This window comes from Burkholderia sp. Bp8984, assembly GCF_003853755.1.
Classification (GTDB): Bacteria; Pseudomonadota; Gammaproteobacteria; order Burkholderiales; family Burkholderiaceae; genus Burkholderia.
Map to the genome: position 1 here is coordinate 1 of NZ_QTQN01000002.1, position 24,475 is coordinate 24,475.

Consider the following 24,475-nt stretch of genomic DNA (forward strand, 5'->3'; position numbering starts at 1 on the left):
GCCGCGATCTTCGCGAGCGAGCCGCCGAATTTGCCGACCGCGGTCCGCGCGGCCGATACGATCACTACGTCCGTCATTTCCGTTTCCTCCGGGCCCGCACGACACGGCGCATCGCTACCGGCCCTGTTAAAAAAACTGCGGTGCATCGGACAGCGTGCGCCGCTGTCCGGTTTTCGTCAATCGCGCTGCAATACGTAGCGACCCGGCGCCGGCTCGATCACCGGGAACTGCTCGCTCCCGGGCTTGGCGGGCGGCGCGACCTTGCGGCCGCCGTACTGGTCGAGCCACTCGACCCAGGTCGTCCACCAGCTGCCGGGCTGCTCGGTCGCACCGGCAAACCAGTCGTCCGCCGATGCGGGCAGGTCGCTGTCGTTGACCCAGTAGCTGCGCTTCTTCTTCGCCGGCGGATTGATCACGCCCGCGATGTGACCCGACGCGCCGAGCACGAACTTCAGCGGGCCCGTCAGGATCGACGTCGATGCGTAGGCCGTCTGCCACGGCACGATGTGATCCTCGCGCGACCCGTAGATGAAGGTCGGCACGTCGATGCGCGACAGGTCGACGGATTCGCCGCACACCGTCAGCGCACCGGGCACGCGGAGCTTGTTCTCGAGATAGGTATTGCGCAGGTACCACGCGTACATCGGCCCCGGCAGGCTCGTCGAGTCGCTGTTCCAGTACAGCAGGTCGAACGCGGCGGGCGTGCGGCCCTTCAGGTAGTTGTCGACGACGTAGTTCCACACGAGGTCGTTCGGCCGCAGGAACGAGAACGTGTTCGCGAACTCGACGCCGCGCATCAGCCCCGGCGCGGCGCCGTTCTTGCCGCCGATGGTCTGCTCGCGCATCTGTACGTGCGCCTCGTCGACGAACACGTCGAGGATGCCGGTGTCGGTGAAGTCGAGCATCGCGGTCAGCAGCGTCATCGACGCGGCCGGATGTTCGCCGCGCGCGGCGAGCACCGACAGCGCGGTCGCGAGCATCGTGCCGCCGACGCAGAAGCCGAGCGTGTTGATCTGCTCGCGGCCGCTGACCTGCTGCACGGCGTCGATCGCCGCGAGCAGCCCTTCGTTCATGTAGTCGTCCCACGTCTTGTGCGCGACCGACGCATCGGCGTTGCGCCACGACACGAGGAACACCTGATGGCCGCTCGACAGCGCATGCGCGACGAGCGAATTCTCGGGCTGCAGGTCGAGGATGTAGAACTTGTTGATGCACGGCGGCACGATCAGGAGCGGCCGTTCGAACACCTTGTCCGTCTTCGGCGCGTACTGGATCAGCTGGATCAGGTCGTTCTCGTAGACGACCGCGCCTTCGGTACACCCGAGGTTCTTGCCGACCACGAACTGCGATTCGTCGGTCTGCGAAATTTTGCCGCGCTGCAGGTCGCCGAGCAGGTTCATCATCCCCTGCCGCAGGCTTTCGCCCTGCGTCTCGAGGATCGATTTCTGTGCGTCGGGATTGAGCGCGAGGAAGTTGCTCGGCGCCGCGGCGGCCGTCCATTGCTGAACGGAGAAACGGATGCGTTCGCGCGTCTTCGGGTCGGTCTCGAGCGCGTCGGCCAGCTCCTGCAGGTAGCGCGCGTTGAGCAGGTACCACGCGGCCGCGAATGCATGCGCGGGCGACGCCTTCCAGGCATCCCCGCTGAAGCGGCGGTCCTTCAGTTCAGGCGACTCGAGCTTCGCGGCGGCGGCCTGCTGCATCAGCGTCATGCAGTCGCGCGCATAGTCGGCCTGCAACTTCTGGAGCCGTTCGGGCGGGATCGCGGCTACCGGCAGCTTCAGCCCCGCGAACGGCGAGGCCAGGCCGCCGAAGGCGCCCAGATCGGGCATCGACGGCATCTGGAACGGAACCGATGTCGGGAACTGGAATGCGGCGAATGGATTCGCGGTGGTCGACGCCGTTGCGGCGCGCGCCGGATCGGCGAAACCGCGCCACGCGTTCAGCCATGCCTCGAACATCTGCTGCATCGGCTGGGCAGCCTGGCCGAACCCGGCGTTGCCTGCGGAAGTGCCCGCCTGAGCGGACGTCGACGAATTTTTCGATGCTGTCATTACCTGCCTTACCGGTGATTCGTGAGCGTCAATCGTGAAATCCTGCTCGCGCGCGGCATGCCGGTTGCGAGCCGGGCCGTCATGCTCTGGAGAGGCGTCTCCAGATTCTGCCGCAGTGCGGTATTTTTATCATTATCGTTTTCCCCATGTGAAGCGCTGCATCAAACCGCTGAACATTTCTGCTCGAAGATAATCCGCGCGCAACAGGCGGGACAAGGCTTCCGGCGAAACATAAAACATTTTGATTGACTTGACTTCGCGATTATTCATTCGGTTGTCCATGCAACGCCGCATTGCCTCGCCAATATCGAGATAAGCCGATTTCGCAACGCAACAAACCGCGCGCGCAGACGCACGCGGTCAGCCCTCAGTCGGCTTTCAATCGGCCAGCCAGATCGCCGCCGCCATGCGGCCGGTCACGCGGTCGCGCCGGTACGAATAGAAGCGTGCGGGTTCGTTGACCGTGCACGCGCGCCGGCCGCTCACGTGCGCCACGCCTGCGCGCGCGAGGCGCAGGCGCGCGAGCGCATGGAGATCGGCGAGGTACTTGCCGGGCGCACCGTCGATCGCGACGAACGCTTGCCGCGTCTCATCATGCTCCGACTGCGGAGCGGTGTCGAGAAACGCCTCGCACACGTCGGCGCCGACTTCGAACGCCCGCGGGCCGATCGCGGGCCCGAGGTACGCATGCAGCGCATCCGTCGCGCCGCCGGCGAGCGCCGCGACGCGCGCCGCGGTCTGCTCGACGATGCCGGCCGCGAGCCCGCGCCAGCCTGCGTGCGCGGCGCCCACCGCCCGGCCCTGCGCATCGCACAGCAGCACCGGCAGGCAATCCGCGACCATCACGACGCAGACCGCCCCCGTGCGGTCGGTCACGCTCGCGTCGGCCTGCACGGGCGCCGAGCCAGCCGGCGCGGCCTCGATCACCTCGTCCGCACGCACGACCTGCGCGCCGTGAACCTGCTCGAGCCATGCCGCGCGCGCCTGCCCCGCCAGCGCGAGCAGGCGCGCGCGATTCGCCGCGACATGGGCCGGATCGTCACCGGTATGAAGGCCGAGATTCATCCCGCCCGGCAACGCGGCGCCGTCCTGCCAGCGCCCGTACGGGCCTTCGCTCACGCCGCCGTCGCGCGTCGTGATCAGCGCACGCACGCGCGGCGCCACCTGCCAGTCGGGCTGCACGCAGTCCTGCCACGTCAACGGCGCCAGATTCGTCATCGGCACTCACTCCTCCTCATCGTCGTAATCGTCGTCGTGATCCCGATAATCGCCGGCGAAATCGTCATCGTCGTAGACACCGTCTTCATCGTCGAATTCCTCGTCGCCCTGCCCGAAGCCCAGCGCCGCGACGAGCGCGTTCATGTCGTCCGGCAACGGACAGCGCCACTGCATCGTCTTGCCCGTGACCGGATGCACGAGGCCGAGCCGCCATGCGTGCAGCGCCTGCCGCGCGAACCCGTCCGGCAGCGGCGCGACCGAGCGCTTGCCGCGCGCGCGCCCGTACACCGGATCGCCGAGCAGCGGATGCCCGACATGCGAGCAGTGCACACGGATCTGATGCGTGCGGCCGGTTTCGAGGTCGCACTGGATCGCGGACACCGGCTGACGTTGCCACATGCATGTGTCAACCGTGCGGAAATGCGTGCGCGCGGGCTTGCCCGACGCGCCGGTGACGACGGCCATGCGCGTGCGCTCGCGCGGATCGCGGCCGATCGGCGCGTCGATCGTGCCGTCCTCGGGCATCGTGCCCCACACGAGCGCGAAATAGCGGCGCTTCACCGTACGCGCCTGCAGCTGGCGCACGAGGTCGGTCTGCGCGGCGAGTGTGCGCGCAACCACCATCAGGCCGGACGTCTCCTTGTCGAGCCGGTGCACGATGCCCGCGCGCGGCAGGCCGGCCGCCGCGTCGCCGTAGCGGTGCAGCAGGCCGTTGAGGATCGTGCCGCTCCAGTTGCCGGCGGCCGGGTGGACGACGAGGCCCGCCGGCTTGTTGATGACGACGAGCGCGTCGTCCTCGTAGATCACGTCGAGCGGCACCGGCTCCGGCGTGAACGCCAGCTGCTCCGGCAGCAGGTCGGGCACGAGCTCGATCCTGGCGCCGAGCGGCACCGGCTGGCGGATCTTCGCCGGCGCGCCGTCGACCAGCACGCGTTGCGCCTCGATCCAGCTCTGCAGGCGGCTGCGGGAGAATTCGGGGAACAGTTGGGCGAGCGCCTTGTCGAGGCGTTCACCCGCCAGCGACAGCGGCACTTCGACGACGCGCGGCGCCTCGTCGGCCGCCGCGGACGGCACCACAGGCGGCTGCATCGCGCCTGCAGCCAGATCGTCATCGGGGGAATCCCCCGAGGCAGCGTCGGCGGGCCGATCGCTTGGGCTATAATCTTCGCGATTTGACTTGCCCCGCGGGGCATTCTGCGAACTTGAACGGGTCATTTAGACTGGGTCACCGAGACTTGAAGCTAGGACATGCGAGCATGATGAATTCGACCAAACGTACGGCCAAAACCGTCGCCGCCCGAGCTGCGGTGGTAGCGGCCGCGGCCCTCATCGCCGGCTGCCACGGCTTGCCGCAGAAGCAGGACGAGACGGCTACCTGGTCGAACAACAAATTATACTCAGAGGCCCAGGACGCACTGTCCGGCGGCGACTGGGGCAAGTGCGCGAAATATTTCGAATCGCTGCAAGGCCGCGATCCGTTCGGCCATTTCGCGCAACAGGCGCAGATCAACGTCGCGTACTGCAACTGGAAGGACAACGAAGCGGCAGCCGCCGACCAGGCCGTCGACCGCTTCATCCAGCTGCACCCGGATCACCCGGATATCCCGTACGCGTACTACCTGAAGGGGATGATCCACTTCAACGACGATCTCGGCCTGTTCGGCCGCTTCTCCGGCCAGGACATGAGCGAGCGCGATCCGCAGGCACTGCGCGAATCGTACGACGCGTTCAAGGTCGTCGTCGACCGCTACCCGAAGAGCAAGTACGCGCCGGACGCCGCCGCCCGGATGCGCTACATCGTCAACGCGCTCGCGTCGCACGAAGTGCACGCGGCCGACTACTACTATCGGCGCGGCGCCTATGTCGCGGCGATCAACCGCGCGCAGCTCGCGATCAAGGACTACAAGGGCGCGCCAGCGATCGAGGACGCGCTGCACATCATGATCCTGTCGTACGGCAAGCTGAACCAGCCGGAGCTCGCGGAAGACACGAAGCGCGTGCTCGCGGGGACTTTCCCGGACAGCCCGTACATCACCGGCCACTCGCGCCCCGGCACGAAGAAGTCGTGGTGGCAGTTCTGAGCGACGCCCGTGCATCAATAAAAAACCCGGCCATCGAGCCGGGTTTTTTGTTGATGCCGCCCGTAGCAGGCGGCGGCGCGGTCATGCGCGCTTTTCCGCGCGATGCTCGTCGAAAAAGTCCTGCACGACCGCGATCTCGCGGGTGCGCTTGAACGGCGGCAGGCTCTGCCAGATCCGGCGGCCGTAAGGCTTGTCGACGAGCCGCGTGTCGCAGATCATCAGCACGCCGCGATCGGTCTCCGCGCGAATCAGGCGGCCCGCACCCTGCTTCAGCGTGATCACGGCCTGCGGCAGCTGGTGAACCGCGAACGGGCTCAAGCCCTTCTTGGTCAGCGCGTCGAGCCGCGCGGCCAGCACCGGATCGTCGGGCGGCGCGAACGGCAGCTTGTCGATCACGACGAGCGACAGCGCGTCGCCGCGCACGTCCACGCCTTCCCAGAAGCTCTGGCTGCCGACGAGGATCGCATTGCCGTACGAACGGAAGCGGTCGAGCAGCTCGGTGCGGCTGGCGTCGCCCTGCACCAGCAGCGGCATGTTCCAGCCGCGCGACTCGATCACGTCGCGCAGCTTCGACGCGATCCGGTCGACCGCACGCAGCGTCGTGCACAGCATGAAGACGCCACCGCCCGACGCCTCGATCGCCGGCAGCGCGGCGTCGAATACGGCGTCGGTAAACGCCGGCGACGACGGCTGCGGCAGGTTGCGCGGCACGTACAGCAGGCCCTGCGTCTGATAATCGAACGGGCTCGCGAGCGTCATCGAGCGCCGCGAGCTGAGCCCCATCTGGGCCGCGTAGTGCGTGAAGTCGCCGCGCACCGACAACGTCGCCGACGTAAAGACCCACGCGCGCGGCACGCCGGCGCGCTGCTTCGCGAAAATCGGCGCGACCGACAGCGGCGTTTCGTGCAGCTGGACGGTATGCGCGAACACCTCGACCCAGCGCACTTTCTCGTTCGGGTCGTCGGCGGCAGCCTTGTCGCCGGCTGCGGCGGCATCGGCCTTCGCGGCCGCTTCCGCCGCACCGGGCGCGACCCAACCCGCGAGCAGGTCCTGCAGCTCGCGGGCGCGCCGCAGGCACGCGCCGAGCGATTCCGCCCGCTCGGCCTGGCTCGCGAGCGCCGAGGCAAGCGCATCGAGCGCCACTTCGAGCGCATCGAGCGCGCCGAACATCGGATGATCGTCGCCCAGTTGCGCGAGCGACATGCGCACGATCTGGTCGTTCGCGAACGCGAGGCGCAGGTCGCGCGCCGCACGTTCGAGATCGCCGCCGAGCTTCACCCACTCGACCGCATCGCGCGCATGGCTCAGGCCCTCGGCGACCGTGTCGCGCGCGAGTTCGAGGATTTGCGTGGTCGACAGCGTCTCGCCGAAGAACAGCGTGGCCGTTTCCGGCAGCTGGTGCGCTTCGTCGAAGATCACCGTGTTCGCGTTCGGCAGCAGTTCGGCCATCCCGGTGTCGCGCAGCATGATGTCCGCGAAGAACAGGTGATGGTTGACGACGACGACGTCGGCCTGCTGCGCCTCGCGCCGCGCCTGCATCACGAAGCATTCCTTGTAATGCGGGCACTCCTGGCCGAGGCAGTTGTCGCGCGTCGACGTGACCATCGACCACACGGGCGCCGTCTCCGGCACGCTCGCGAGCTCGGCCTTGTCGCCGCTCTTCGTGATCTTCGCGAACCGGACGATTTCCTGCAGGTACGCGGTGTCCTGCCGCGACGGCAGGCGGCCGTTGTCGGCCGTGCGCTGCAGGTAGTAATGGCACAGATAGTTCGAGCGGCCCTTGAGCATCGCGACCGTCACCGGCACCGCGAGCGCGTTGCGCACCGTCGGGATGTCGCGCTGGAACAGCTGGTCCTGCAGGTGCTTCGTGCCGGTCGACACGATCACCTTGCCGCCCCACAGCATCGCGGGCACCAGGTATGCATAGGTCTTGCCGGTACCGGTGCCGGCCTCGACGATCAGCGTGTTGTCGCCGGCGTCGGTGTCGGCGGCTGCGCCGTCCGCGGCGGACTCGGCCGCCTGGTCGCCTTCGCCGAGGCGGCGCGCCGGCCGCTTGCGGGTCTCGAAGATTTCCGGCTCGGGCATCCGGCGCGCGGAGGCCTCCATCGCGGACGCGACCGCGCGCGCCATTTCGATCTGCGACTGGCGCGGGTGATAGCCGTCCAGCGCGCGCGCGAGCAGTCCGCCTTCACCGAAAATCGTGTCGAGTTCGTCGACGCGCTTGCGGCTCAGCTCGAAGGTGCCTTCGGGCGCACGAACGCGCCCGGCGGACGACGCGTCACGCCGGGCATCGGGGTTGGCTTCAAGCGGTGAATTCAAGGCAAGCGTTCCTGTGTCCAGCGCCCGGGCGGCGCCGGCGCTTGCCAGGCCGCGCTCAGGCGCGCTTATCCGGTTCCAGCTGCGATTGCAGCAAAATGATTTTGTCCTTGGCCGCCAGCTTTTCCTTCTTCAGCCGGTGCAGCGTGATGTCGTCGATGTCGGAGTGTCCTTCCTTCAGCTCGATCTCCCGAGCGAGCTGCTGGTGCTGCTCCTGCAATGCTGCCAAACGGTTGTGCAATTCCTGCTGCTGTTCCGTGGGACGGTTTTGCATATGCGCCTCCTCATCGAAGCAGCGCGCCGACTGGCGTGCCGGCACGCACGAGACTGACTCCGGATCAATCCAACACGTTACTGCCCCTGCTGTTGCTGCTGCTTGGCCTTGTCGGCCGCTTCCTGCTGACGCCGTTCGACATCGGCCTTGTGCTGGGCGGCTTCCTTCTGCTTCTGCTCGTAGCGCGCGGCGTTGTCCGCCCGCTCCTGCGCCTTCTGCGCGCCCTGCTGGCGCGCCTGGTCGAGCTTGTGCTGGAAATCCGCCTGCTTCTGGTCGTATGCCTGCTTGTTCGCGGCGCGCTGCGGCCCTTCCGCGCCACGCTGCGCCCGCTTCAGTGCATTCTGCTCCTGCTTGTCGCGGAACGCAGCCGCGTTCGCCGCATCGTTCGCCGCGCGCTGCGGCGCTTCCGCCGCATTCTGCGCCTGCTTCAACGCCTGCTGCTGGTCGCGCTGCTGCGCCCGCACCGCGCGCTGCTCGTCGTCGAGCGCGAGCTGTTCCTGACGGATGCTCGCCCGCTCCTCGCGCATCCGGTCGCGCGCCACGCCGAGACAGTGATTGACGAAGAACTTGCTGTAGCAATCGTGCTCCGCCACGGCATAACGATAATCGTTTTCCGCGGAACGTTGATTGAGCACTTTTTGACGGGCGTCGAAATCCTGCGTGGCGGAGGCTGCAACGGGCGCGGCGACAGCGGCGTCCGGCGCGGTTGCGCCCGATGCCTGTGCGTACGCGACGGTGGACCCGGCGGACAAAGCCGCGGCAAGCGCTGCGCCGAGCGCGACGAGAGAAATGCGGGAAGTTGGCAACGTCGTAGGAAAGCTGCGGGACATGTGTCAAATTCTATCACCCCCGGCTGGACGCTCCGCCATTTATGGCAAAATGCCCCGCTTCACTCACCCGCGGCATCTGGTCCGGCGGGCCCGTCTCGCAGCCCGCCGCGCGGTCTGCCGGCCCGCGCCGCGATTTCAGCAGGCAGATCATCCACGACATGACGGAAACCGTAGCACTCAAGATCGTACAGCGCATCGCCACCGAACTGTCCGTCCAGCCGCGCCAGGTCGCGGCGGCAGTGCAACTCCTCGACGAAGGCTCGACCGTTCCGTTCATTGCCCGGTACCGCAAGGAAGTGACCGGCAACCTGGACGACACGCAGCTGCGCCAGCTCGAGGAACGCCTCCTGTATCTGCGCGAGCTCGAGGATCGCCGCGCGGCGATCCTGTCGAGCATCGACGAACAGGGCAAGCTGACCGACGAACTGCGCGCCGCGATCGACGCGGCCGACAGCAAGCAGGTGCTCGAAGACCTTTATCTGCCGTACAAGCCGAAGCGCCGCACGCGCGCGCAGATCGCCCGCGAAGCCGGCCTCGAGCCGCTCGCTCAGGCACTGCTCGCGAATCCGCTGCTCGACCCGCAGACGGAAGCCGCCGCCTACGTCGATCCCGACAAGGGCGTCGCCGACGTGAAGGCCGCGCTCGACGGCGCGCGCGACATCCTGTCGGAACAATTCGGCGAAACGGCCGAACTGCTCGGCAAGCTGCGCGACTACCTGCACAGCCAAGGCGTCGTGTCGTCGGCGGTCGTCGAAGGCAAGGAAAACGAGGAAGGCGAGAAGTTCCGCGACTACTACGACTACGCGGAAACGATCCGGACCGTGCCGTCGCACCGCGCGCTCGCGCTGTTCCGCGGCCGCAACGCCGGCGTGCTGACCGTCAAGCTCGGCCTCGGCGAGGAACTCGACGCGCAGGTCCCGCATCCCGGCGAAGCGATGATCGCGCGCCATTTCGGGATCGCGAACCAGGGCCGCCCGGCCGACAAGTGGCTGTCCGACGTGTGCCGCTGGTGCTGGCGCGTGAAGGTGCAGCCGCACATCGAGAACGAACTGCTCACGCAACTGCGCGAAACGGCGGAAGCCGAAGCGATCCGCGTGTTCGCCCGCAACCTGAAGGACCTGCTGCTGGCCGCGCCGGCCGGCCCGAAGGCCGTGATCGGTCTCGACCCCGGCCTGCGCACTGGCGTGAAGGTCGCCGTGGTCGACCGCACCGGCAAGCTGCTCGCGACCGACACGATCTACCCGCACGAGCCGCGCCGCGACTGGGACGGCTCGCTCGCGAAGCTCGCGCGCATCGCCGCGCAGACGCAGGCCGAGCTGATCAGCATCGGCAACGGCACCGCATCGCGCGAAACCGACAAGCTCGCGAGCGAGCTGATCTCGAAGCACCCCGAACTGCGGCTGCAGAAGATCGTCGTGTCGGAGGCCGGCGCGTCGGTCTACTCGGCGTCCGAGCTGGCCGCGAAGGAATTCCCGGAACTCGACGTGTCGCTGCGCGGCGCCGTGTCGATCGCCCGCCGCCTGCAGGACCCGCTCGCCGAGCTCGTGAAGATCGAGCCGAAAGCGATCGGCGTCGGCCAGTACCAGCACGACGTGAACCAGCGCGAACTCGCCCGCTCGCTCGACGCGGTGGTCGAGGATTGCGTGAACGCGGTCGGCGTCGACGCGAACACCGCGTCGGTCGCGCTGCTCGCGCGCGTCTCGGGCCTGAACGCCACGCTCGCCCGCAACATCGTCGACTATCGCGACGCGAACGGGCCGTTCCCGTCGCGCGACCACCTGCGCAAGGTGCCGCGCCTCGGCGACAAGACCTTCGAACAGGCAGCCGGCTTCCTGCGCATCAACGGCGGCGAGAATCCGCTCGATCGCTCGTCGGTCCACCCGGAGGCCTACCCGGTCGTCGAACGCATCCTCGCGAAGATCAGCAAGCGGATCGACGACGTGCTCGGCAGCCGCGACGCGCTGGCCGGCCTGTCGCCGGCCGAATTTGTTGACGAACGTTTCGGCCTGCCGACCGTGCGCGACATCCTGTCCGAACTCGAAAAACCGGGTCGTGACCCGCGCCCCGAATTCAAGACGGCAACGTTCCGCGACGGCGTCGAGAAGGTCTCCGACCTGATGCCGGGCATGCTGCTCGAAGGGGTCGTGACGAACGTCGCGGCATTCGGCGCGTTCGTGGATGTCGGCGTGCATCAGGACGGCCTCGTCCATGTGTCCGCGATGTCAACGAAGTTCATCAAGGATCCGCACGAAGTCGTGAAGGCCGGCCAGGTCGTCAAGGTCAAGGTGCTCGACGTCGACGTGAAGCGTCAGCGCATTGCGCTGACGATGCGCCTCGACGACGAAGCGGCCGCGCCCGGCATGGCGCCGCGCGGCGGCCAGGATCGCAGCAGTGCCGGCCGCGGCGGCAGCGCCCGTCCGCAGCGTTCGCGCGAACCGGAACCGGCCGGCGCGATGGCCGCGGCGTTCGCGAAGCTGAAGCGCTGAGCACGCGAAGGCTGTTGACGTATAAAAAAACCCGCCGAAAGGCGGGTTTTTTTATTGCTTCAGCGAGCGCGCAGCCAGATCGGCATGGGCCGCATGCGCGGCCACTGCGCGCACCGGTCAGATCTCGATCTTGGTCCCGAGCTCGACGACGCGGTTCGCCGGGATCGAGAAGAAGTCGGTCGGCTTCGCCGCGTTCTGGTGCATCCACGCGAACACGCGTTCGCGCCAGATCGACATGCCGGGCAGATGCGTCGGCACGACCGTTTCGCGCGCGAGGAAGAACGACGTGTCCATCAGTTCGAACGTCATGTCGTGCGTGCGGCCGAACTCCTCGAGCACGGCCTTCACGTCCGGCGTCTCGTTGAAGCCGTACTGGGCCTTGACGATGTACAGGCCGCCACCCGCGTCGCGCGAACTCAGGCGCTTGTCGTCGCGCACGTACGGAATGTCGCGTGTGACGAACGTCAGGAAGATGGTCCGCTCGTGCAGCACCTTGTTGTGCTTCAGGTTGTGCAGCAGGCTGACGGGGACGAGCTTGTCGTTGCCGGTCAGGTAGATCGCGGTGCCCGACACGCGGTGCGGCGGATGCGCGAGCAGCCCCTGCAGGAACGGCTCGAGCGGGATACCGTCGGCGGCCGTGCGCTCCTTGACGATATGGCGGCCCTTGTACCAGGTCATCAGCAGGAAGAACAGCAGCGCGCCGATGCCGAGCGGCAGCCAGCCGCCCTGCGCGACCTTCAGCAGGTTCGCACCGAAAAAGCCCAGGTCGACCGCGAGGAACACGGCGATGATCGCGCCGACGAGCAGCCGGTTCCAGTTCCACACCTTCACCATCACGACGGCAGCGAGCACGGTCGTGATCACCATCGTCGCCGTCACCGCGATGCCGTACGCAGCGGCGAGGTTGTCGGAACTCTTGAAGCCGATCACGATGCAGAGGATCACGAACAGCAGCAGCCAGTTCACGACCGGCACGTAGATCTGGCCGATCGCCAGCTCGGACGTATGCAGCACCTTCATGCGCGGCACGTAGCCGAGCTGGATCGCCTGCGACGTCAGCGAATACGCGCCGGAAATCACGGCCTGCGAAGCGATCACGGTCGCGACCGTCGACAGCACGACGAGCGGCAGCAGCGCCCACTCCGGTGCCAGCAGGAAGAACGGGTTCTCGATCGCCTTCGGATTCTCGATCAGCAGCGCGCCCTGGCCGAAGTAGTTCAGCACGAGCGACGGCATCACGAGCCCGTACGCGGCGAGGCGGATCGGCTTCGCGCCGAAATGGCCCATGTCCGCGTAGAGCGCTTCCGCACCGGTCAGCACCAGCACGACCGAACCCAGCACGACGTAGGCCTGCAGCAGGTGGTCCGCCATGAACGACGCCGCGTAATACGGGTTGATCGCCGCGATGATGCCCGGCACGCGCACGATGTGATATACGCCGAGTGCCGCGATCACGACGAACCACAGCACCATGATCGGCCCGAACAGCTTGCCGACCAGCGCGGTGCCGTGACGCTGGATCCAGAACAGCGCGATCAGGATCACGATCGTGATCGGCAGGACCAGGTGGGACAGGTGCGGCGTCGCGATCTCGAGGCCTTCGACCGCCGACATCACGGAGATCGCCGGCGTGATCACGGCGTCGCCGTAGAACATGCAGGCGCCGAAGATCCCGAGCGCCATCAGCGCGCCCGCGACGCGGGTTTTCGAGTCGAGCGGCCGCAGCGACAGCGCCATCAGCGCGAGCACGCCACCCTCGCCGTTGTTGTCGGCCCGCATCACGAACAGCAGATACTTGATGCCGACCACCAGGATGATCGCCCAGAACAGCAGCGAGATCACACCGAGAATCGAGCCTTCCGTGAGCGGAATGCCGTGTGCGGGGCTGAACGCCTCCTTCAGCGAATACAGCGGGCTCGTGCCGATGTCGCCGAACACGACGCCGATGGCCGCTATCGCAAGCGCCCGCATCGAGTGTTGGTGCGTCGAATGCGCATGGGCTGCGTCGGTCGCCTGGATCGTGTCGTTCATATGAAGCGTAATAATCGGGTCCGGTCGGACAAAACGAGCGCTATTCTACTCGCGCCCCCCTGAAAAACCGTCCTGCCTTGTTGCCCTTAAACCACGTGATCCACGCTGCGCATGCAATCCTGCGCAAGCTGTGGCAGGGCTGCCATCATAGCCGGGGCCGCGCCGTCTGCCTACCACGCGCGCGGATCGCCGTGCCCGCCGGCACGGCGCGCCAATAAAAAACGGCGCCGCAAGCGGCGCCGCACAAGGCTTTCCTTCGATCGGCCGGCCGCTTACGCGCCCGAGCCGTCGCGCTGCGCGCGACCGCGCTTGATCCATGCCTCGAGGTTGTGCGGACGAACCGTGTCCCACTCTTCGAACGGCTGATGAATCCACGGATTCGTCGGCAGATACTGTGCGTGATAGTCCGGCTTGACCTTCGAGCAGCCCTTGTACCAGAGCACGGCCGAACGCACGGCCGTGACCGACGGATAGCGCTCCTTCAGGTGCTCCTGCACGCGCGCGAGCGTGACGCCCGAATCGACGAGATCGTCGACCAGCAGCACGTTGCCCGCGAGACTGCCGCGCGTCATCGTGATGTACTGCGCGATGTCGAGCTCGCCCTGCTCGGTGCCGGCCGCTTCGCGGTACGAACTCGTCGCGAGGATCGCGAGCGGGACGTCGTAGATGCGCGACAGCTGGTCGCCGACGCGCAGGCCGCCGCGCGCAAGGCACAGGATCTGGTCGAACTTCCAGCCCGATTCATGCACCTGCAGCGCGAGCAGCTCGATCAGACGATGGTATTCGTCCCAGCCTACCCACAGGTTCTTGTCGTCGTTGCGCGGATCGGTCATCAAGTCTGCCGCCGTCATCGTGATTTGCTGCGTCATGCTGAGAATTACACCTTGAACGGATGGCGAAGCAGGATCGTCTCGTCGCGATCCGGCCCCGTCGAAACCATGTCGACCGGCACGCCGGCCACTTCCTGGACACGGGTCAGGTAGGCCTGCGCATTCGCCGGCAGCGCGTCCCACGTCTTGATGCCGACGGTGCTTTCCTTCCAGCCGGCGAACGTTTCGTACACGGGCTCGCAACGCGCGACGTCGGCCGCACCGCGCGGCAGGATGTCCACGTCCTTGCCGTCGATCTTGTAGCCGACGCACAGCTTGACTTCATCGAGGCCGTCGAGCACGTCGAGCTTCGTCATGCACAGGCCCGACACGCCGTTGATCTGGATCGAGCGGCGCAGTGCCGCTGCGTCGAGCCAGCCGGTGCGGCGCGGACGGCCGGTGACCGAGCCGAATTCCTTGCCGACGTTCGCGAGCGTGACGCCGACCTGGTCCTGGCGCTGCGGGTTGTCCGCGTCGTACAGTTCGCTCGGGAACGGGCCCGAGCCGACGCGCGTGCAGTACGCCTTCGTGATGCCGAGGATGTAGTTCAGCTTCTGCGGACCGACGCCGGCGCCGGCCGATGCCGCACCCGCAACGCAGTTGCTCGACGTGACGAACGGATAGGTGCCGTGGTCGATGTCGAGCAGCGTGCCTTGCGCGCCTTCGAACAGCAGGTTCTGACCGGCGTTGTTCGCGTCGTACAGGCGGCGCGACACGTCGGCCACCATCGGCTTCAGGCGATCGGCATAGCCGAGCATCGTGTCGAGCGTGGCCTGGAAATCGACGGCCGCGCCACCCAGGTACTGGGTCAGCACGAAGTTGTGGAAATCGAGGTTTTCGCGCAGGCGGTCGGCGAAGGTCTTCGCGTCGAACAGGTCCTGCACGCGCAGCGCGCGGCGGCCGACCTTGTCCTCGTACGCCGGGCCGATGCCGCGGCCGGTCGTACCGATCTTGCCCGCGCCCTTGCGCGCTTCGCGCGCCTGGTCGATCGCGATGTGGTACGGCAGGATCAGCGTCGTGGCTTCAGAGATGAACAGGCGATCGCGCACGTTCACGCCGGCCTCTTCCAGCTCGCCGATTTCCTTGAACAGTGCCTCGGGGGACAGGACGACGCCGTTGCCGATGTAGCAGGCGACGCCTTCACGCATGATGCCCGACGGAATCAGGCGCAAGATGGTTTTCTTGCCGCCGATGATGAGGGTGTGGCCGGCGTTGTGACCGCCCTGGAAACGCACGACGCCCTGAGCGTGGTCCGTCAGCCAGTCGACGATCTTGCCCTTGCCTTCATCACCCCATTGCGTTCCCACGACGACGACATTGCGCCCGGGAGTCACGTTCACTGCGCTGGCAGACATGTTGATTCGTTAGCTGGTTAAAAACGTATTCTACCTATGTTCGCGGGCGATTCCGAATTTTTCCGTTTCGCTTCAACGATATGCACGCCGAACGACGGCCCGCGAACGCCTGTTTAACGGGGTTCGACCACCCACGCGCCGTCACGCTCGACGAGCGAACGGTCGCAGGCGAACTCGTCGAGCACGTGGTCGTGTCCCGGCAAGGCCTGGATCACGACCTCGCCCGCGTCGCGCAGCGCCGCCACCGCCGCGCTCAGCGCGTCGTCCTGCGCCCAAGGCGCCAAAATCGCCGTGCCGCGCGCCTCGACCGGCGAAATCCGCGCAAGCTCGCGCAGGTCGAGCGAGAAGCCCGTCGCCGGGCGGGCGCGGCCGTAGGCCTGGCCCACGTGGTCGTACCGGCCGCCGCGCGCGATCGCGTTCGGCACGCCGTCGATGTACGCCGTAAACATCGCGCCGCTGTGGTACGCGTAGCCGCGCAGGTCGGCGAGATCGATCGCCACCTCGACGCCCTTCGCCTGCGCCGCAAGCTGCGCAAGATCGTCGAGCGCACGCGTGATCTCGGGCAGCACCGGCAGACGCACACGCGCCTCGTCGAGCACGCTCGCGTCGCCGTACAGATGCGGCAGCGCACGCAGCGCCGCGCGCGTGTCGGCGCCGAGATCGTCGGTGAGTTCGTTCAGCAGCGGCACGTCCTTGCCCGACAGCGCGTCGTACAGCGCCTCGCCGCGCTCGGCAGCCTGCGCATCGCGCGCGAGCAACGCCGCGAGCACGCCCGCGTGGCACAGGTCCAGGCGGATCCGCGACAACCCCGCGAGGTGTAGCGCGTCGAGCATCAGCTGCTGGATCTCGAGATCGGCTTCCAGCCCGGCGTGCCCGTAGATTTCGGCGCCGATCTGGATCTGTTCGCGCGTCGCGTGCAGCCCGCGAGGACGCGTATGCATCACGTGGCCGGCATAGCAGAGGCGCGTCACGCCCTGGCGGTTCAGCAGGTGCGCGTCGATGCGCGCGACTTGCGGCGTGATGTCCGCGCGCAGGCCGAGCGTGCGGCCCGACAACTGGTCGACCAGCTTGAAGGTGCGCAGGCGCAGGTCGTTGCCGCCGCTCGTCAGCAGCGATTCGAGGTATTCGAGCAACGGCGGCATCACCATTTCGTAGCCGTACGAACGGAAGCGGTCGAGCAGCCTGCGGCGCAGCTCCTCGATCTTGCGCGCTTCCGACGGCAGCACGTCGGCGATATTCTCGGGAAGTAACCAGGTCGACATCGGTACGGTCCTACGACGGGAAACAGGGCGCGACATGCGCGCCGCGAAATGAATCGGAAATCGGCAATCGGGCGGAACGAACGGCGGGTGCGCCGTCCGGATCAGGTGGCGAGCAGCAGCAGGACGAGCCCGAGCGCCATCACGATGAGCCCGCCGATCCGGATATGATGCGGCGGCCGCTCCGCTATTCTACGAAACGTGTCGCGCCAGGCGACGGGAAACACGAAGGGGAACGCCCCCTCGATGATCAGCATCAGTGCTACCGCGAGCAACAACGAGCCAGCCAGGTCCATGCGAGCGACGGCGCCGCTCGACGCGGCGCCCCAAGGTCAGTGTTTGCGGGGAGCGGGTGCCGCCGGTGCGGCACCGCCCGTCGGGCTGCGCATGAAACGGAAAAACTCGCTGTCGGGGTCGACGACGATGATGTCGTTGCGCTTGAAGGTATTCCGGTAAGCCTGCAGGCTCGCGTAGAACTGGTAGAACTGCGGATCGCGGCCGAACGCATCGGCGGCGATCGACGCGGCCTTCGCGTCGCCCTCGCCCTTGATCGTCTGCGCGGACTTGTACGCATTCGCGAGCACCGCCTGCTGTTCGCGTTCCGCGTCGGCCTTGATCTGCTCGACATCGGCGGCGCCATCCGCGCGCACCTGTGCGGCCTGGTCGCGCAGCGCGGCAATCATCCGCTGATAGACGGCATCCGTCTGCGCAGCCGGCAAGTCGACACGCGTCAACTGCACGTCGACCACGTCGACGCCGAAGCCCGATGCCGTCGCCCGCACCGCGTCGCGCGCCGCATTGGCGATCTCGCGCTGCCCGCCGAGCGCGTCGTCGAGCGCGCGCTTGCCGAACGCGTCGCCGAGTGCGCTCTTCAGCGCGCCGGCCAGGCGGTCGGCGGCCGCCGCCGGGTCACCGCCCGTCGCCGCGAAATACTTCATCGGATCGCTGATCCGATACTTGACCGCATACGCGACGAGCAGGTCGTGCTTGTCTTCGGTCGCCAGTTGCAGCGGATCCGACGACTCGAGGGATTGCAGGCGCGTGTCGATCAGCGTCGCCGTCTGCAGCGGCGGCGGCAGCTTGAAATGGATGCCGGGGCCCGCGAGTTCGGGTTGCGCGCCGTCGCGGCCCGACAGCACGGCCGCATGGCGCGGATCGACGGTGAGGACGGTCGACGACGCCGCGAAAGCGGCGATCACGATTGCGACGACGAGCGCAATGATTCGGTTCATGTTCTGCGCTCCCCGTTACTTCGTATCGTCTTCACGCGAGCGGCTGCGGAACGCTTCGCGCGACCGCAGCACGTCGCTGCCCGGTGCGGGCGCCGCCGCGGCCGAAGCCGCGCTCGCGGGTGCGCTCGCCGCGGCGGCGGCCGGCGCCGACGTCGCGTCGGGCGCGGATGCGCCGGCGGGCGTCGCGGCATTCGTCGCATTCGCGGCGTTTTGTCGCCCCTGCTCGACGAGCTTGTCGAGCGGAAGGTACACGACGCTGTTGCCGCCCTTGTTGCCGACGAACACCTTCGTCGCGTTCGAATAGATTTCCTGCATCGTCTCGAGATACATCCGCTCGCGGATCACCGTGGGCGCCTTCGAATACTGTGCATAGACCTGCTTGAACCGGTCGGCGTCGCCTTCGGCCTGCGTGACCACGCGATCGGCATACGCCTTCGCTTCATCGGCAAGTTTCGCGGCGTCGCCCTGCGCCTTCGGCAGCAGATCGTTCGCGTAGGTCTGCGCGGCACGCTTCGCGGCTTCGCGATCATCGCGCGCCTTCGCGACTTCGGCGTACGCAGCCTGCGTCTGCTCGGGCGCCGCGACGCTCTGCATCGTGACGGCCGTCACCTCGAGCCCCGACTGATAGCGATCGAGATCGCGCTGGATCGCGGCGGACAGCTGCGCGCGCAGCGCGTCGCGGTCCTGGTTCAGCATGTCGGCCGCGCTACGCGTGCCGACGATCGCGCGCACCGCGGCCTGGGCGGCCTGCGACACGCTGCGCTCGGGATCGACGCTGCGGAACAGGTAATCGGTTGCCGAACGGATCCGGTACTGGACGACGAAACGCACGTCGACGATGTCGGCATCGCGCGTCAGCATCGCCGCTTCCTTCACGTTCGCGAGACGCACGACGTTGTTGCGGCCGATCTCGATCGAACGGACCTGCGACGTGTCGACGATCTCATGCGACGCGAACGGATACGGCGCGCGCCAGTGCACGCCCTGTCCGACCGTGCCGGACAGCTTGCCGAACTGCAGCACGACGCCCGTCTGGCCTTCCTGCACGACGAACAGCCCGCTGCCCGCGTAGACCGCGACCAGCACGCCGATCACGATGCCGACGCCGACACGCGCGGCCCGGCCGTTGTCGGGCCGGAAGCCGTTGCCGCCCTTGCCGCCGAACAGGCCGCTCAGACGCCGGTTGAAGTTGCGCCACATCTCGTCGAGATCGGGCGGACCGTCACCGTCGCCACCGGGCGGACGCTTCGATTCGTTCACACGCGGACGGGATCCGTCGTTGCCCTTGCCTTCGCCGCGTCCCCAGCGGGGATCGTTGATCGACAGCAAGGCGCGCATCCGCCGCCAGGTACTCCGCTCGTTGTATTCGTTCACCAGAGTTTGTTCACCAGATTAGACGCCGGCGAACCGGCCGGGACCGGTTAGCGCCCGTGTTCGGAAATCGTGTGGTCTTCGTGTGGTTCAGCGGGTGCGCCGTCGAGCGCGACGTTGGGTAACGTCGCGCCGGTAAGGTGTTCCGCGGAGGCGATCTCGGCGATGGCGGCACGCAACGCGTCAAGACCCTGACCGGTGCGTGCGCTCAAAAAGACGCGCGAAATATTACCATACTCGTCCCGCTCGACCGCGTCGCCGCGGGCCGCCAGCTCAGGCACCGCATCGATCTTGTTGAACACCAGCACCTGCCGGATCGTGTCCGCGCCGATCTCGTGCAGCACGCCGTTCACCTGCTCGATCTGTTCGAGCCGCACCGCGCTCGATGCGTCGACCACGTGCAGCAGCAGATCCGCATGAATCGTTTCCTCGAGGGTCGCGCGGAACGCTGCAACCAGCTGGTGAGGCAGTTCGCGAATGAATCCGACCGTATCGGACACGACGATCTGACCGGCCTCGTCGCCGAGGTACACGCGTCGCGACGTCGTATCGAGCGTGGCGAACAGCTGGTCGGCCGCATAAGCCTGCGCTTTCGTCAGCGCATTGAACAGCGTCGACTTGCCCGCGTTCGTATAGCCGACGAGCGACACCGACATCGTGCCGCTGCGTGCGCGCTGGCGACGCTGCGTGCTGTGCTGCCGGCGCAGCCGGTCGAGCCGCGACTTCAGCATCTTGATGCGCTCGCCGATCAGCCGGCGGTCGGTTTCGAGCTGGGTTTCGCCGGGGCCGCGCAGGCCGATACCGCCCTTTTGCCGCTCCAGGTGGGTCCACGCGCGAATCAGCCGGGTCGACAGGTATTGCAACTGCGCGAGCTCGACCTGCAGCTTGCCTTCGTGACTGCGGGCGCGCTGCGCGAAGATGTCGAGGATGAGGCTCGTGCGATCGACCACCCGCCTGTTAAGCGCCTGCTCCAGATTGCGTTGCTGGGCCGGTGCCAGTGCGTGGTTGAAGATGACGATTTCGACGTTGTGCGCGTCGCAGGCAAGCCGCAATTCTTCGGCTTTGCCGCTGCCGATGAACATCTTGGCATCGGGGCTGGCGCGACGACCTGTGAGGGTGACGGCGGGACGGGCCCCCGCACTGGAGGCGAGAAGACTGAGTTCTTCGAGACTGGCTTCGAAATCGGTCTTGCCGAAGTCGATGCCGACGAGCGCTGCGTTGATCAAATTATCGGGTGTCAAGATAAGGCGGCTGGCATCGGTCGCTCGCGGCGACCGGATGCCGGCCGCTGCGATGGGTTAGGACGAGGCTTCCGCGTCCGGGTGGAAATTCACCGGGCGCGCCGGCACGACCGTCGAGATGGCGTGCTTGTAGACCATCTGGGTCACCGTATTACGGAGCAACACGACGTACTGGTCGAACGATTCAATGTTCCCTTGCAGCTTGATGCCGTTGACGAGATAGATCGAAACGGGAACGTGCTCTTTGCGCAGTGCGTTCAAAAACGGGTCTTGTAACAATTGCCCTTTGTTGCTCATGGCGTACTCCATCTTTTTTTGCAGGTTGATCTGGATTGGCGACGAAGAAAAAGAGATCCGGCGCCAATCGCTACACTATAGCTGATTTTGCCTGCCCCGCCCGGGCGTAGGCCATGCGGCCTATCCCTTGCAGGACCTGCTTCAGCCCTTGTCCGCGTACGGGTTGTTCGACGAACGGAACTCTATGCGCAATGGAGTCCCGGTCAGTGAGAAAGTTTCGCGGAATCGGTTTTCGAGGTAACGCTTGTAGGTTTCCGTCACCGCGTCGAGCGCGTTGCCGTGGATGACGATCAGCGGCGGATTCTGGCCGCCCTGGTGCGCGTAGCGCAGCTTCGGACGCACCGGGCCGCGACGACGCGGCTGCTGGAACTCGACGGCCTCGATCAGCGCGCGCGTGAGCTTCGGCGTCGGCAGCTTCGCCATCGCCGCCGCGTACGCGTCGTCGACCGAACGCATCAGCGCGCCGATGCCGGTCTTCTTCGCGGCCGAAATGTAGTGCGACTTCGCGAAGTCGAGGAATTTCAGCTTGCGGGTCAAATCCGCTTTCGCGCGATCGCGCGCGTGGTCGTCGAGACCGTCCCACTTGTTGACGCCGATCACGAGCGCGCGGCCCTGCTCGACGACGAAGCCGGCGATGTGCGCGTCCTGGTCGGAAATGTCCTGCTGCGCATCCAGCAGAAGAATGACGACGTTCGCGTCGGAGATCGACTGCAGCGTCTTCACGACCGAGAACTTCTCGATCGCCTCGAACACCTTGCCGCGGCGTCGCAGGCCCGCGGTATCGATCAGCGTGTATTTCTTGCCGTTACGCTCGAAGTCGACGTAGATCGAATCGCGCGTCGTGCCCGGCATGTCGAACGCGATCACACGGTCCTCGCCGATCAGCGCGTTCACGAGCGTCGACTTGCCGACGTTCGGGCGGCCGACGATCGCGATCTTGATGCCGCGCGACGGGTCATCCTCGTCCGCTTCCTCGGGCTGGCCCGCGTACGCGACTTCCAGCGCCTCGTTGATCATGTCGGTCACGCCGTCGCCGTGCGCGGCCGAGATCGCGCGCGGATCGCCGAGGCCGAGCTCGTAGAAGTCGGTCGCGACCGCCGTGTACTTCATCCCCTCGGCCTTGTTGACGACCAGGAAGATCGGCCGGCCGGTCTTGCGCAGGTAGTCGGCGATCGACTTGTCCTGCGGCGCGAGCCCGTTACGACCGTCGACGATGAACACGACGACGTCGGCTTCCTCGACGGCCTGCCGCGTCTGGCGCGCCATCTCGTGCAGGATGCCGTCCTTCGCGACGGGCTCGAAGCCGCCGGTATCGACGACCAGGTACGGCCGTGCGCCGACGCGCCCTTCGCCGTAATGGCGATCGCGCGTCAGGCCCGGCAAGTCGGCGACCAGCGCATCGCGCGAGCGCGTGAGCCGGTTGAACAGCGTGGATTTCCCCACATTGGGGCGCCCAACGAGGGCAATGACCGGTTTCATCTGTGTTTTCTACGGTGATGCGCAGCAGCGGGAGGCCCGCTGCTGCGGGCGGCTGCGCTGAATGAAAATATCACGAATTCGCGCCGCGCCGGATGCGCGCGCCGGGCGCGCGGTGCGCGCCGTCGTCTTTCGTTGCGAACTGCCTTTCAAATACCGAGCGGCCGGGGACACCGGCCGCCTTCATGTCGCGCGACCGCAGCGCGGGGCAGGCCCGCCGCGCCGCGATTGCGCTTGTTGCGTGCGCGTCAGCGCGGACGGAATCCGTACAGGCCACCGTCCTTGGTCTGCACGACGAGCGTATTGCCCGCCAGGACCGGCGCCGCGGTAATCGCGCTGCCGTCCGTCTTCATCCGGGCGATGAAGCTGCCGTCCTCGCGCGACAGGAAGTGCACGAAGCCCTTGTAGTCGCCCATCACGACCGCATGGCCGAGCAGGTACGGCACGCCGACGTCGCGGCTCTTCAGCTTGTCGTTGCGCCAGAGCGGGTTGCCGCTCGCCGCGTCGTAGGCCGTGACGACCGACCAGTCGTCGCCGCCGGCGACGACCGAATCGTCCTGCGCGAGACCGCTGCGGCTCGAGAACGCCTTTTCCCACAGCGGACGGCCCGAGTTCGCGTCGAAGCAGCCGAGCTGGCCCTGGAACGTGACCGCGCACGCCTGGGCACCCACGAGCGTCGGCGGACCGCTGACGTCGTTGATGCGCTCGACTTCGGTCACGCCCTTCGGGAACGACACGGGCGTCTGCCAGAACGGCTCGCCCGTCTGCAGGTTGATCGCGACCAGACCGCCGCCGGGGAAGCCCGCCAGCACGGCCGCATCGCCCGCGAACGTCATGCCGGCCGACACGCGCAGGTTCAGCGGCACCGCGCGGTTGCGGTAGTTCCACTTCTGCTCGCCCGTCTGCCCGTTGAACGCGATCACCTGACCGTCGATCGTGCGCACGATCACGAGGCCGTTGCCGACCAGCGGCGGCGAGAAGATCTCGCCCTGCACGCTCGTCTTCCACAGCTGCTTGCCGTCCGGGCCGAGGACGAACACACCGCCCTTGAGCGCGCCGACGGCAGTCAGGTTGCCGTCGCTGCCGACCCCGGCCGACAGGTCCGAACCGACCTTCGAGCGCCACAGCGTCTGGCCCGTCTTCGCGTCGATCTTCTCGACCGAACCGTTCTCGCCCGCCGCGTAGACGGCGTCGCCCACGGCCACCGGCGAGAACAGGTAGCGCCCGCCCTTGCCGACGCTCGCCTTCCAGACCTGTTGCACGTCCAAGACGGGCTTGAACTCGGTGAGCGGCGTCGGCACGCGGCGCACGTCCTTCGACGACGAGCAGGCCGCCAATGCCAGGACAGCCGCCGCGCAGGCTACGGGCACAGCGTAACGTTTCAGCAAATTCATCGGTTAGCGAAGCAGAGTTAAGAGGTTGAGGGGGCCGCGATCAGCCGCCGAGCGCATCGAGCTTGAACTGCACGAGCTGGCGCGCGGACTGGTCGTCCTGCGACAGGCCGGCGAGCGCGAGCTTGTACGCGGCGCGCGCATCGTCGGTCTTGCCTTGCGCCGCGAGCAGATCGCCGCGGCGATCGGCCACGAGGCCCTTGAATGCATCCACCGGCGTGCCGGACAGCAGCGCGAGGCCCGCGTCGTACGCCTTCTCGTCGAGCAGCAGCGACGCGAGACGCAGCTTCGCGATCTGCTTGTACTCGTCATCCTTGGCGTGATCGGCGGCCCATTGCAGCTGCGCCTTCGCGCCGGCGGCATCGCCGGCCGCGTACAACGTCTTCGCCGCCGTGAGCGCGGTCATCTGCGCATACGGCGTGCTGCCGAACTTGTCTTCCATGTCGGCGGCCGCACGGGCCATCGTCGCCTTGTCGTTCGCGGCAGCGGCCTTCTGCACCTGCTCGTACAACCCGGAAGCCTCGGCGGCCTGACGGCGCTGCCAGTAATTCCAGCCGTTGAAACCGGCCGCGACGACCAGCGCCGCGAGCACGATCCACGTCGTGAGGTTACCCCAGCGGGCCCACCACGCCTTCAGACTTTCAATCGATTCTTGTTCGTCGTGATAACTCATCGGCGAGCGATTCCTTCCATTTCA

At 67.0% G+C, this 24,475-nt stretch carries 22 protein-coding genes; 3 read left to right on the forward strand and 19 right to left on the reverse strand.

The window, feature by feature from the left end; genetic code table 11:
- Positions 1 to 198 (forward strand): hypothetical protein (locus tag DID98_RS36055; protein WP_221621952.1); only part of this gene is annotated, 198 nt, incomplete at its 5' end.
- Here the strand turns inward: DID98_RS36055 and phaC are convergent.
- The 4 genes from phaC to DID98_RS02055 form a co-directional block, all read right to left on the reverse strand.
- Positions 177 to 2,051: a class I poly(R)-hydroxyalkanoic acid synthase gene (gene phaC / locus DID98_RS02045; protein ID WP_124570094.1), complete on the reverse strand. Its 1,875-nt coding sequence runs from the start codon at positions 2,049 to 2,051 to the stop codon at positions 177 to 179. The two genes, DID98_RS36055 and phaC, sit on opposite strands and share 22 nt — an antisense overlap.
- Positions 2,052 to 2,183: 132 nt before the next feature.
- Entirely contained in the window at positions 2,184 to 2,321 is a 138-nt protein-coding gene (locus DID98_RS35685; RefSeq protein ID WP_185500397.1) for a hypothetical protein, read from the reverse strand.
- Positions 2,322 to 2,429: 108 nt separating this feature from the next.
- Entirely contained in the window at positions 2,430 to 3,269 is an 840-nt protein-coding gene (gene pgeF, locus DID98_RS02050) for a peptidoglycan editing factor PgeF (protein ID WP_124570096.1), read from the reverse strand.
- A 6-nt stretch (positions 3,270 to 3,275) separates the two neighbouring features.
- Positions 3,276 to 4,484 (reverse strand): RluA family pseudouridine synthase, encoded by a 1,209-nt coding sequence (locus DID98_RS02055; protein ID WP_124570098.1) that lies wholly within the window; start codon positions 4,482 to 4,484, stop codon positions 3,276 to 3,278.
- Positions 4,485 to 4,525: 41 nt separating this feature from the next.
- Here DID98_RS02055 and DID98_RS02060 point away from each other — a divergent pair, with 41 nt between their 5' ends.
- Positions 4,526 to 5,350 (forward strand): outer membrane protein assembly factor BamD, encoded by an 825-nt coding sequence (locus tag DID98_RS02060; RefSeq protein ID WP_044848889.1) that lies wholly within the window; start codon positions 4,526 to 4,528, stop codon positions 5,348 to 5,350.
- Between the two features lie 81 nt (positions 5,351 to 5,431).
- Here DID98_RS02060 and DID98_RS02065 read toward each other — a convergent pair whose 3' ends face one another.
- The 3 genes from DID98_RS02065 to DID98_RS02075 form a co-directional block, all read right to left on the reverse strand.
- Positions 5,432 to 7,669 carry an ATP-dependent DNA helicase gene (locus DID98_RS02065; protein WP_124486309.1) on the reverse strand — a complete coding sequence of 746 codons (2,238 nt, stop codon included), beginning with the start codon at positions 7,667 to 7,669 and terminating at the stop codon, positions 5,432 to 5,434.
- A 55-nt stretch (positions 7,670 to 7,724) separates the two neighbouring features.
- Positions 7,725 to 7,940 (reverse strand): YdcH family protein, encoded by a 216-nt coding sequence (locus DID98_RS02070; protein ID WP_006755091.1) that lies wholly within the window; start codon positions 7,938 to 7,940, stop codon positions 7,725 to 7,727.
- Positions 7,941 to 8,017: 77 nt separating this feature from the next.
- On the reverse strand, positions 8,018 to 8,770 hold the full coding sequence (locus DID98_RS02075; RefSeq protein ID WP_044848887.1) for a hypothetical protein: 753 nt from the start codon (positions 8,768 to 8,770) through the stop codon (positions 8,018 to 8,020).
- A gap of 158 nt (positions 8,771 to 8,928) precedes the next feature.
- Here DID98_RS02075 and DID98_RS02080 point away from each other — a divergent pair, with 158 nt between their 5' ends.
- Positions 8,929 to 11,256: a Tex family protein gene (locus tag DID98_RS02080; protein WP_124570100.1), complete on the forward strand. Its 2,328-nt coding sequence runs from the start codon at positions 8,929 to 8,931 to the stop codon at positions 11,254 to 11,256.
- A gap of 117 nt (positions 11,257 to 11,373) precedes the next feature.
- Here the strand turns inward: DID98_RS02080 and DID98_RS02085 are convergent, their stop codons facing one another.
- From DID98_RS02085 to DID98_RS02150, 12 genes are all read right to left on the reverse strand, one after another.
- Positions 11,374 to 13,287: a potassium transporter Kup gene (locus DID98_RS02085; protein ID WP_124486307.1), complete on the reverse strand. Its 1,914-nt coding sequence runs from the start codon at positions 13,285 to 13,287 to the stop codon at positions 11,374 to 11,376.
- Between the two features lie 272 nt (positions 13,288 to 13,559).
- Positions 13,560 to 14,156, reverse strand: coding sequence for a phosphoribosyltransferase (locus DID98_RS02095; protein WP_044848884.1), 597 nt, complete (start codon positions 14,154 to 14,156; stop codon positions 13,560 to 13,562).
- An 8-nt stretch (positions 14,157 to 14,164) separates the two neighbouring features.
- The gene (locus tag DID98_RS02100) at positions 14,165 to 15,511 is read right to left on the reverse strand and encodes an adenylosuccinate synthase (RefSeq protein ID WP_044848883.1); all 1,347 of its coding nucleotides are present in this window, start codon (positions 15,509 to 15,511) and stop codon (positions 14,165 to 14,167) included.
- A gap of 113 nt (positions 15,512 to 15,624) precedes the next feature.
- A complete protein-coding gene (locus tag DID98_RS02105) occupies positions 15,625 to 16,773 on the reverse strand; it encodes an ATP phosphoribosyltransferase regulatory subunit (protein WP_124486305.1) in 1,149 nt (382 codons plus the stop codon).
- Between the two features lie 101 nt (positions 16,774 to 16,874).
- Positions 16,875 to 17,066: a DUF2065 domain-containing protein gene (locus DID98_RS02110; protein WP_009687995.1), complete on the reverse strand. Its 192-nt coding sequence runs from the start codon at positions 17,064 to 17,066 to the stop codon at positions 16,875 to 16,877.
- Between the two features lie 36 nt (positions 17,067 to 17,102).
- Entirely contained in the window at positions 17,103 to 18,002 is a 900-nt protein-coding gene (gene hflC, locus DID98_RS02115; RefSeq protein ID WP_044848881.1) for a protease modulator HflC, read from the reverse strand.
- A 15-nt stretch (positions 18,003 to 18,017) separates the two neighbouring features.
- Positions 18,018 to 19,376, reverse strand: coding sequence for an FtsH protease activity modulator HflK (gene hflK, locus DID98_RS02120; protein WP_124570102.1), 1,359 nt, complete (start codon positions 19,374 to 19,376; stop codon positions 18,018 to 18,020).
- A gap of 47 nt (positions 19,377 to 19,423) precedes the next feature.
- Entirely contained in the window at positions 19,424 to 20,599 is a 1,176-nt protein-coding gene (gene hflX, locus DID98_RS02125) for a GTPase HflX (protein ID WP_185500398.1), read from the reverse strand.
- 72 nt (positions 20,600 to 20,671) lie between these two features.
- Entirely contained in the window at positions 20,672 to 20,911 is a 240-nt protein-coding gene (gene hfq, locus DID98_RS02130) for an RNA chaperone Hfq (RefSeq protein ID WP_006399927.1), read from the reverse strand.
- 141 nt (positions 20,912 to 21,052) lie between these two features.
- Positions 21,053 to 22,390, reverse strand: coding sequence for a ribosome biogenesis GTPase Der (der, locus tag DID98_RS02135; protein WP_044848985.1), 1,338 nt, complete (start codon positions 22,388 to 22,390; stop codon positions 21,053 to 21,055).
- Positions 22,391 to 22,635: 245 nt separating this feature from the next.
- The gene (gene bamB, locus DID98_RS02145) at positions 22,636 to 23,781 is read right to left on the reverse strand and encodes an outer membrane protein assembly factor BamB (protein WP_124486302.1); all 1,146 of its coding nucleotides are present in this window, start codon (positions 23,779 to 23,781) and stop codon (positions 22,636 to 22,638) included.
- A 40-nt stretch (positions 23,782 to 23,821) separates the two neighbouring features.
- Positions 23,822 to 24,451 (reverse strand): tetratricopeptide repeat protein, encoded by a 630-nt coding sequence (locus DID98_RS02150; RefSeq protein ID WP_044848983.1) that lies wholly within the window; start codon positions 24,449 to 24,451, stop codon positions 23,822 to 23,824.
- Positions 24,452 to 24,475 lie beyond the last annotated feature (24 nt).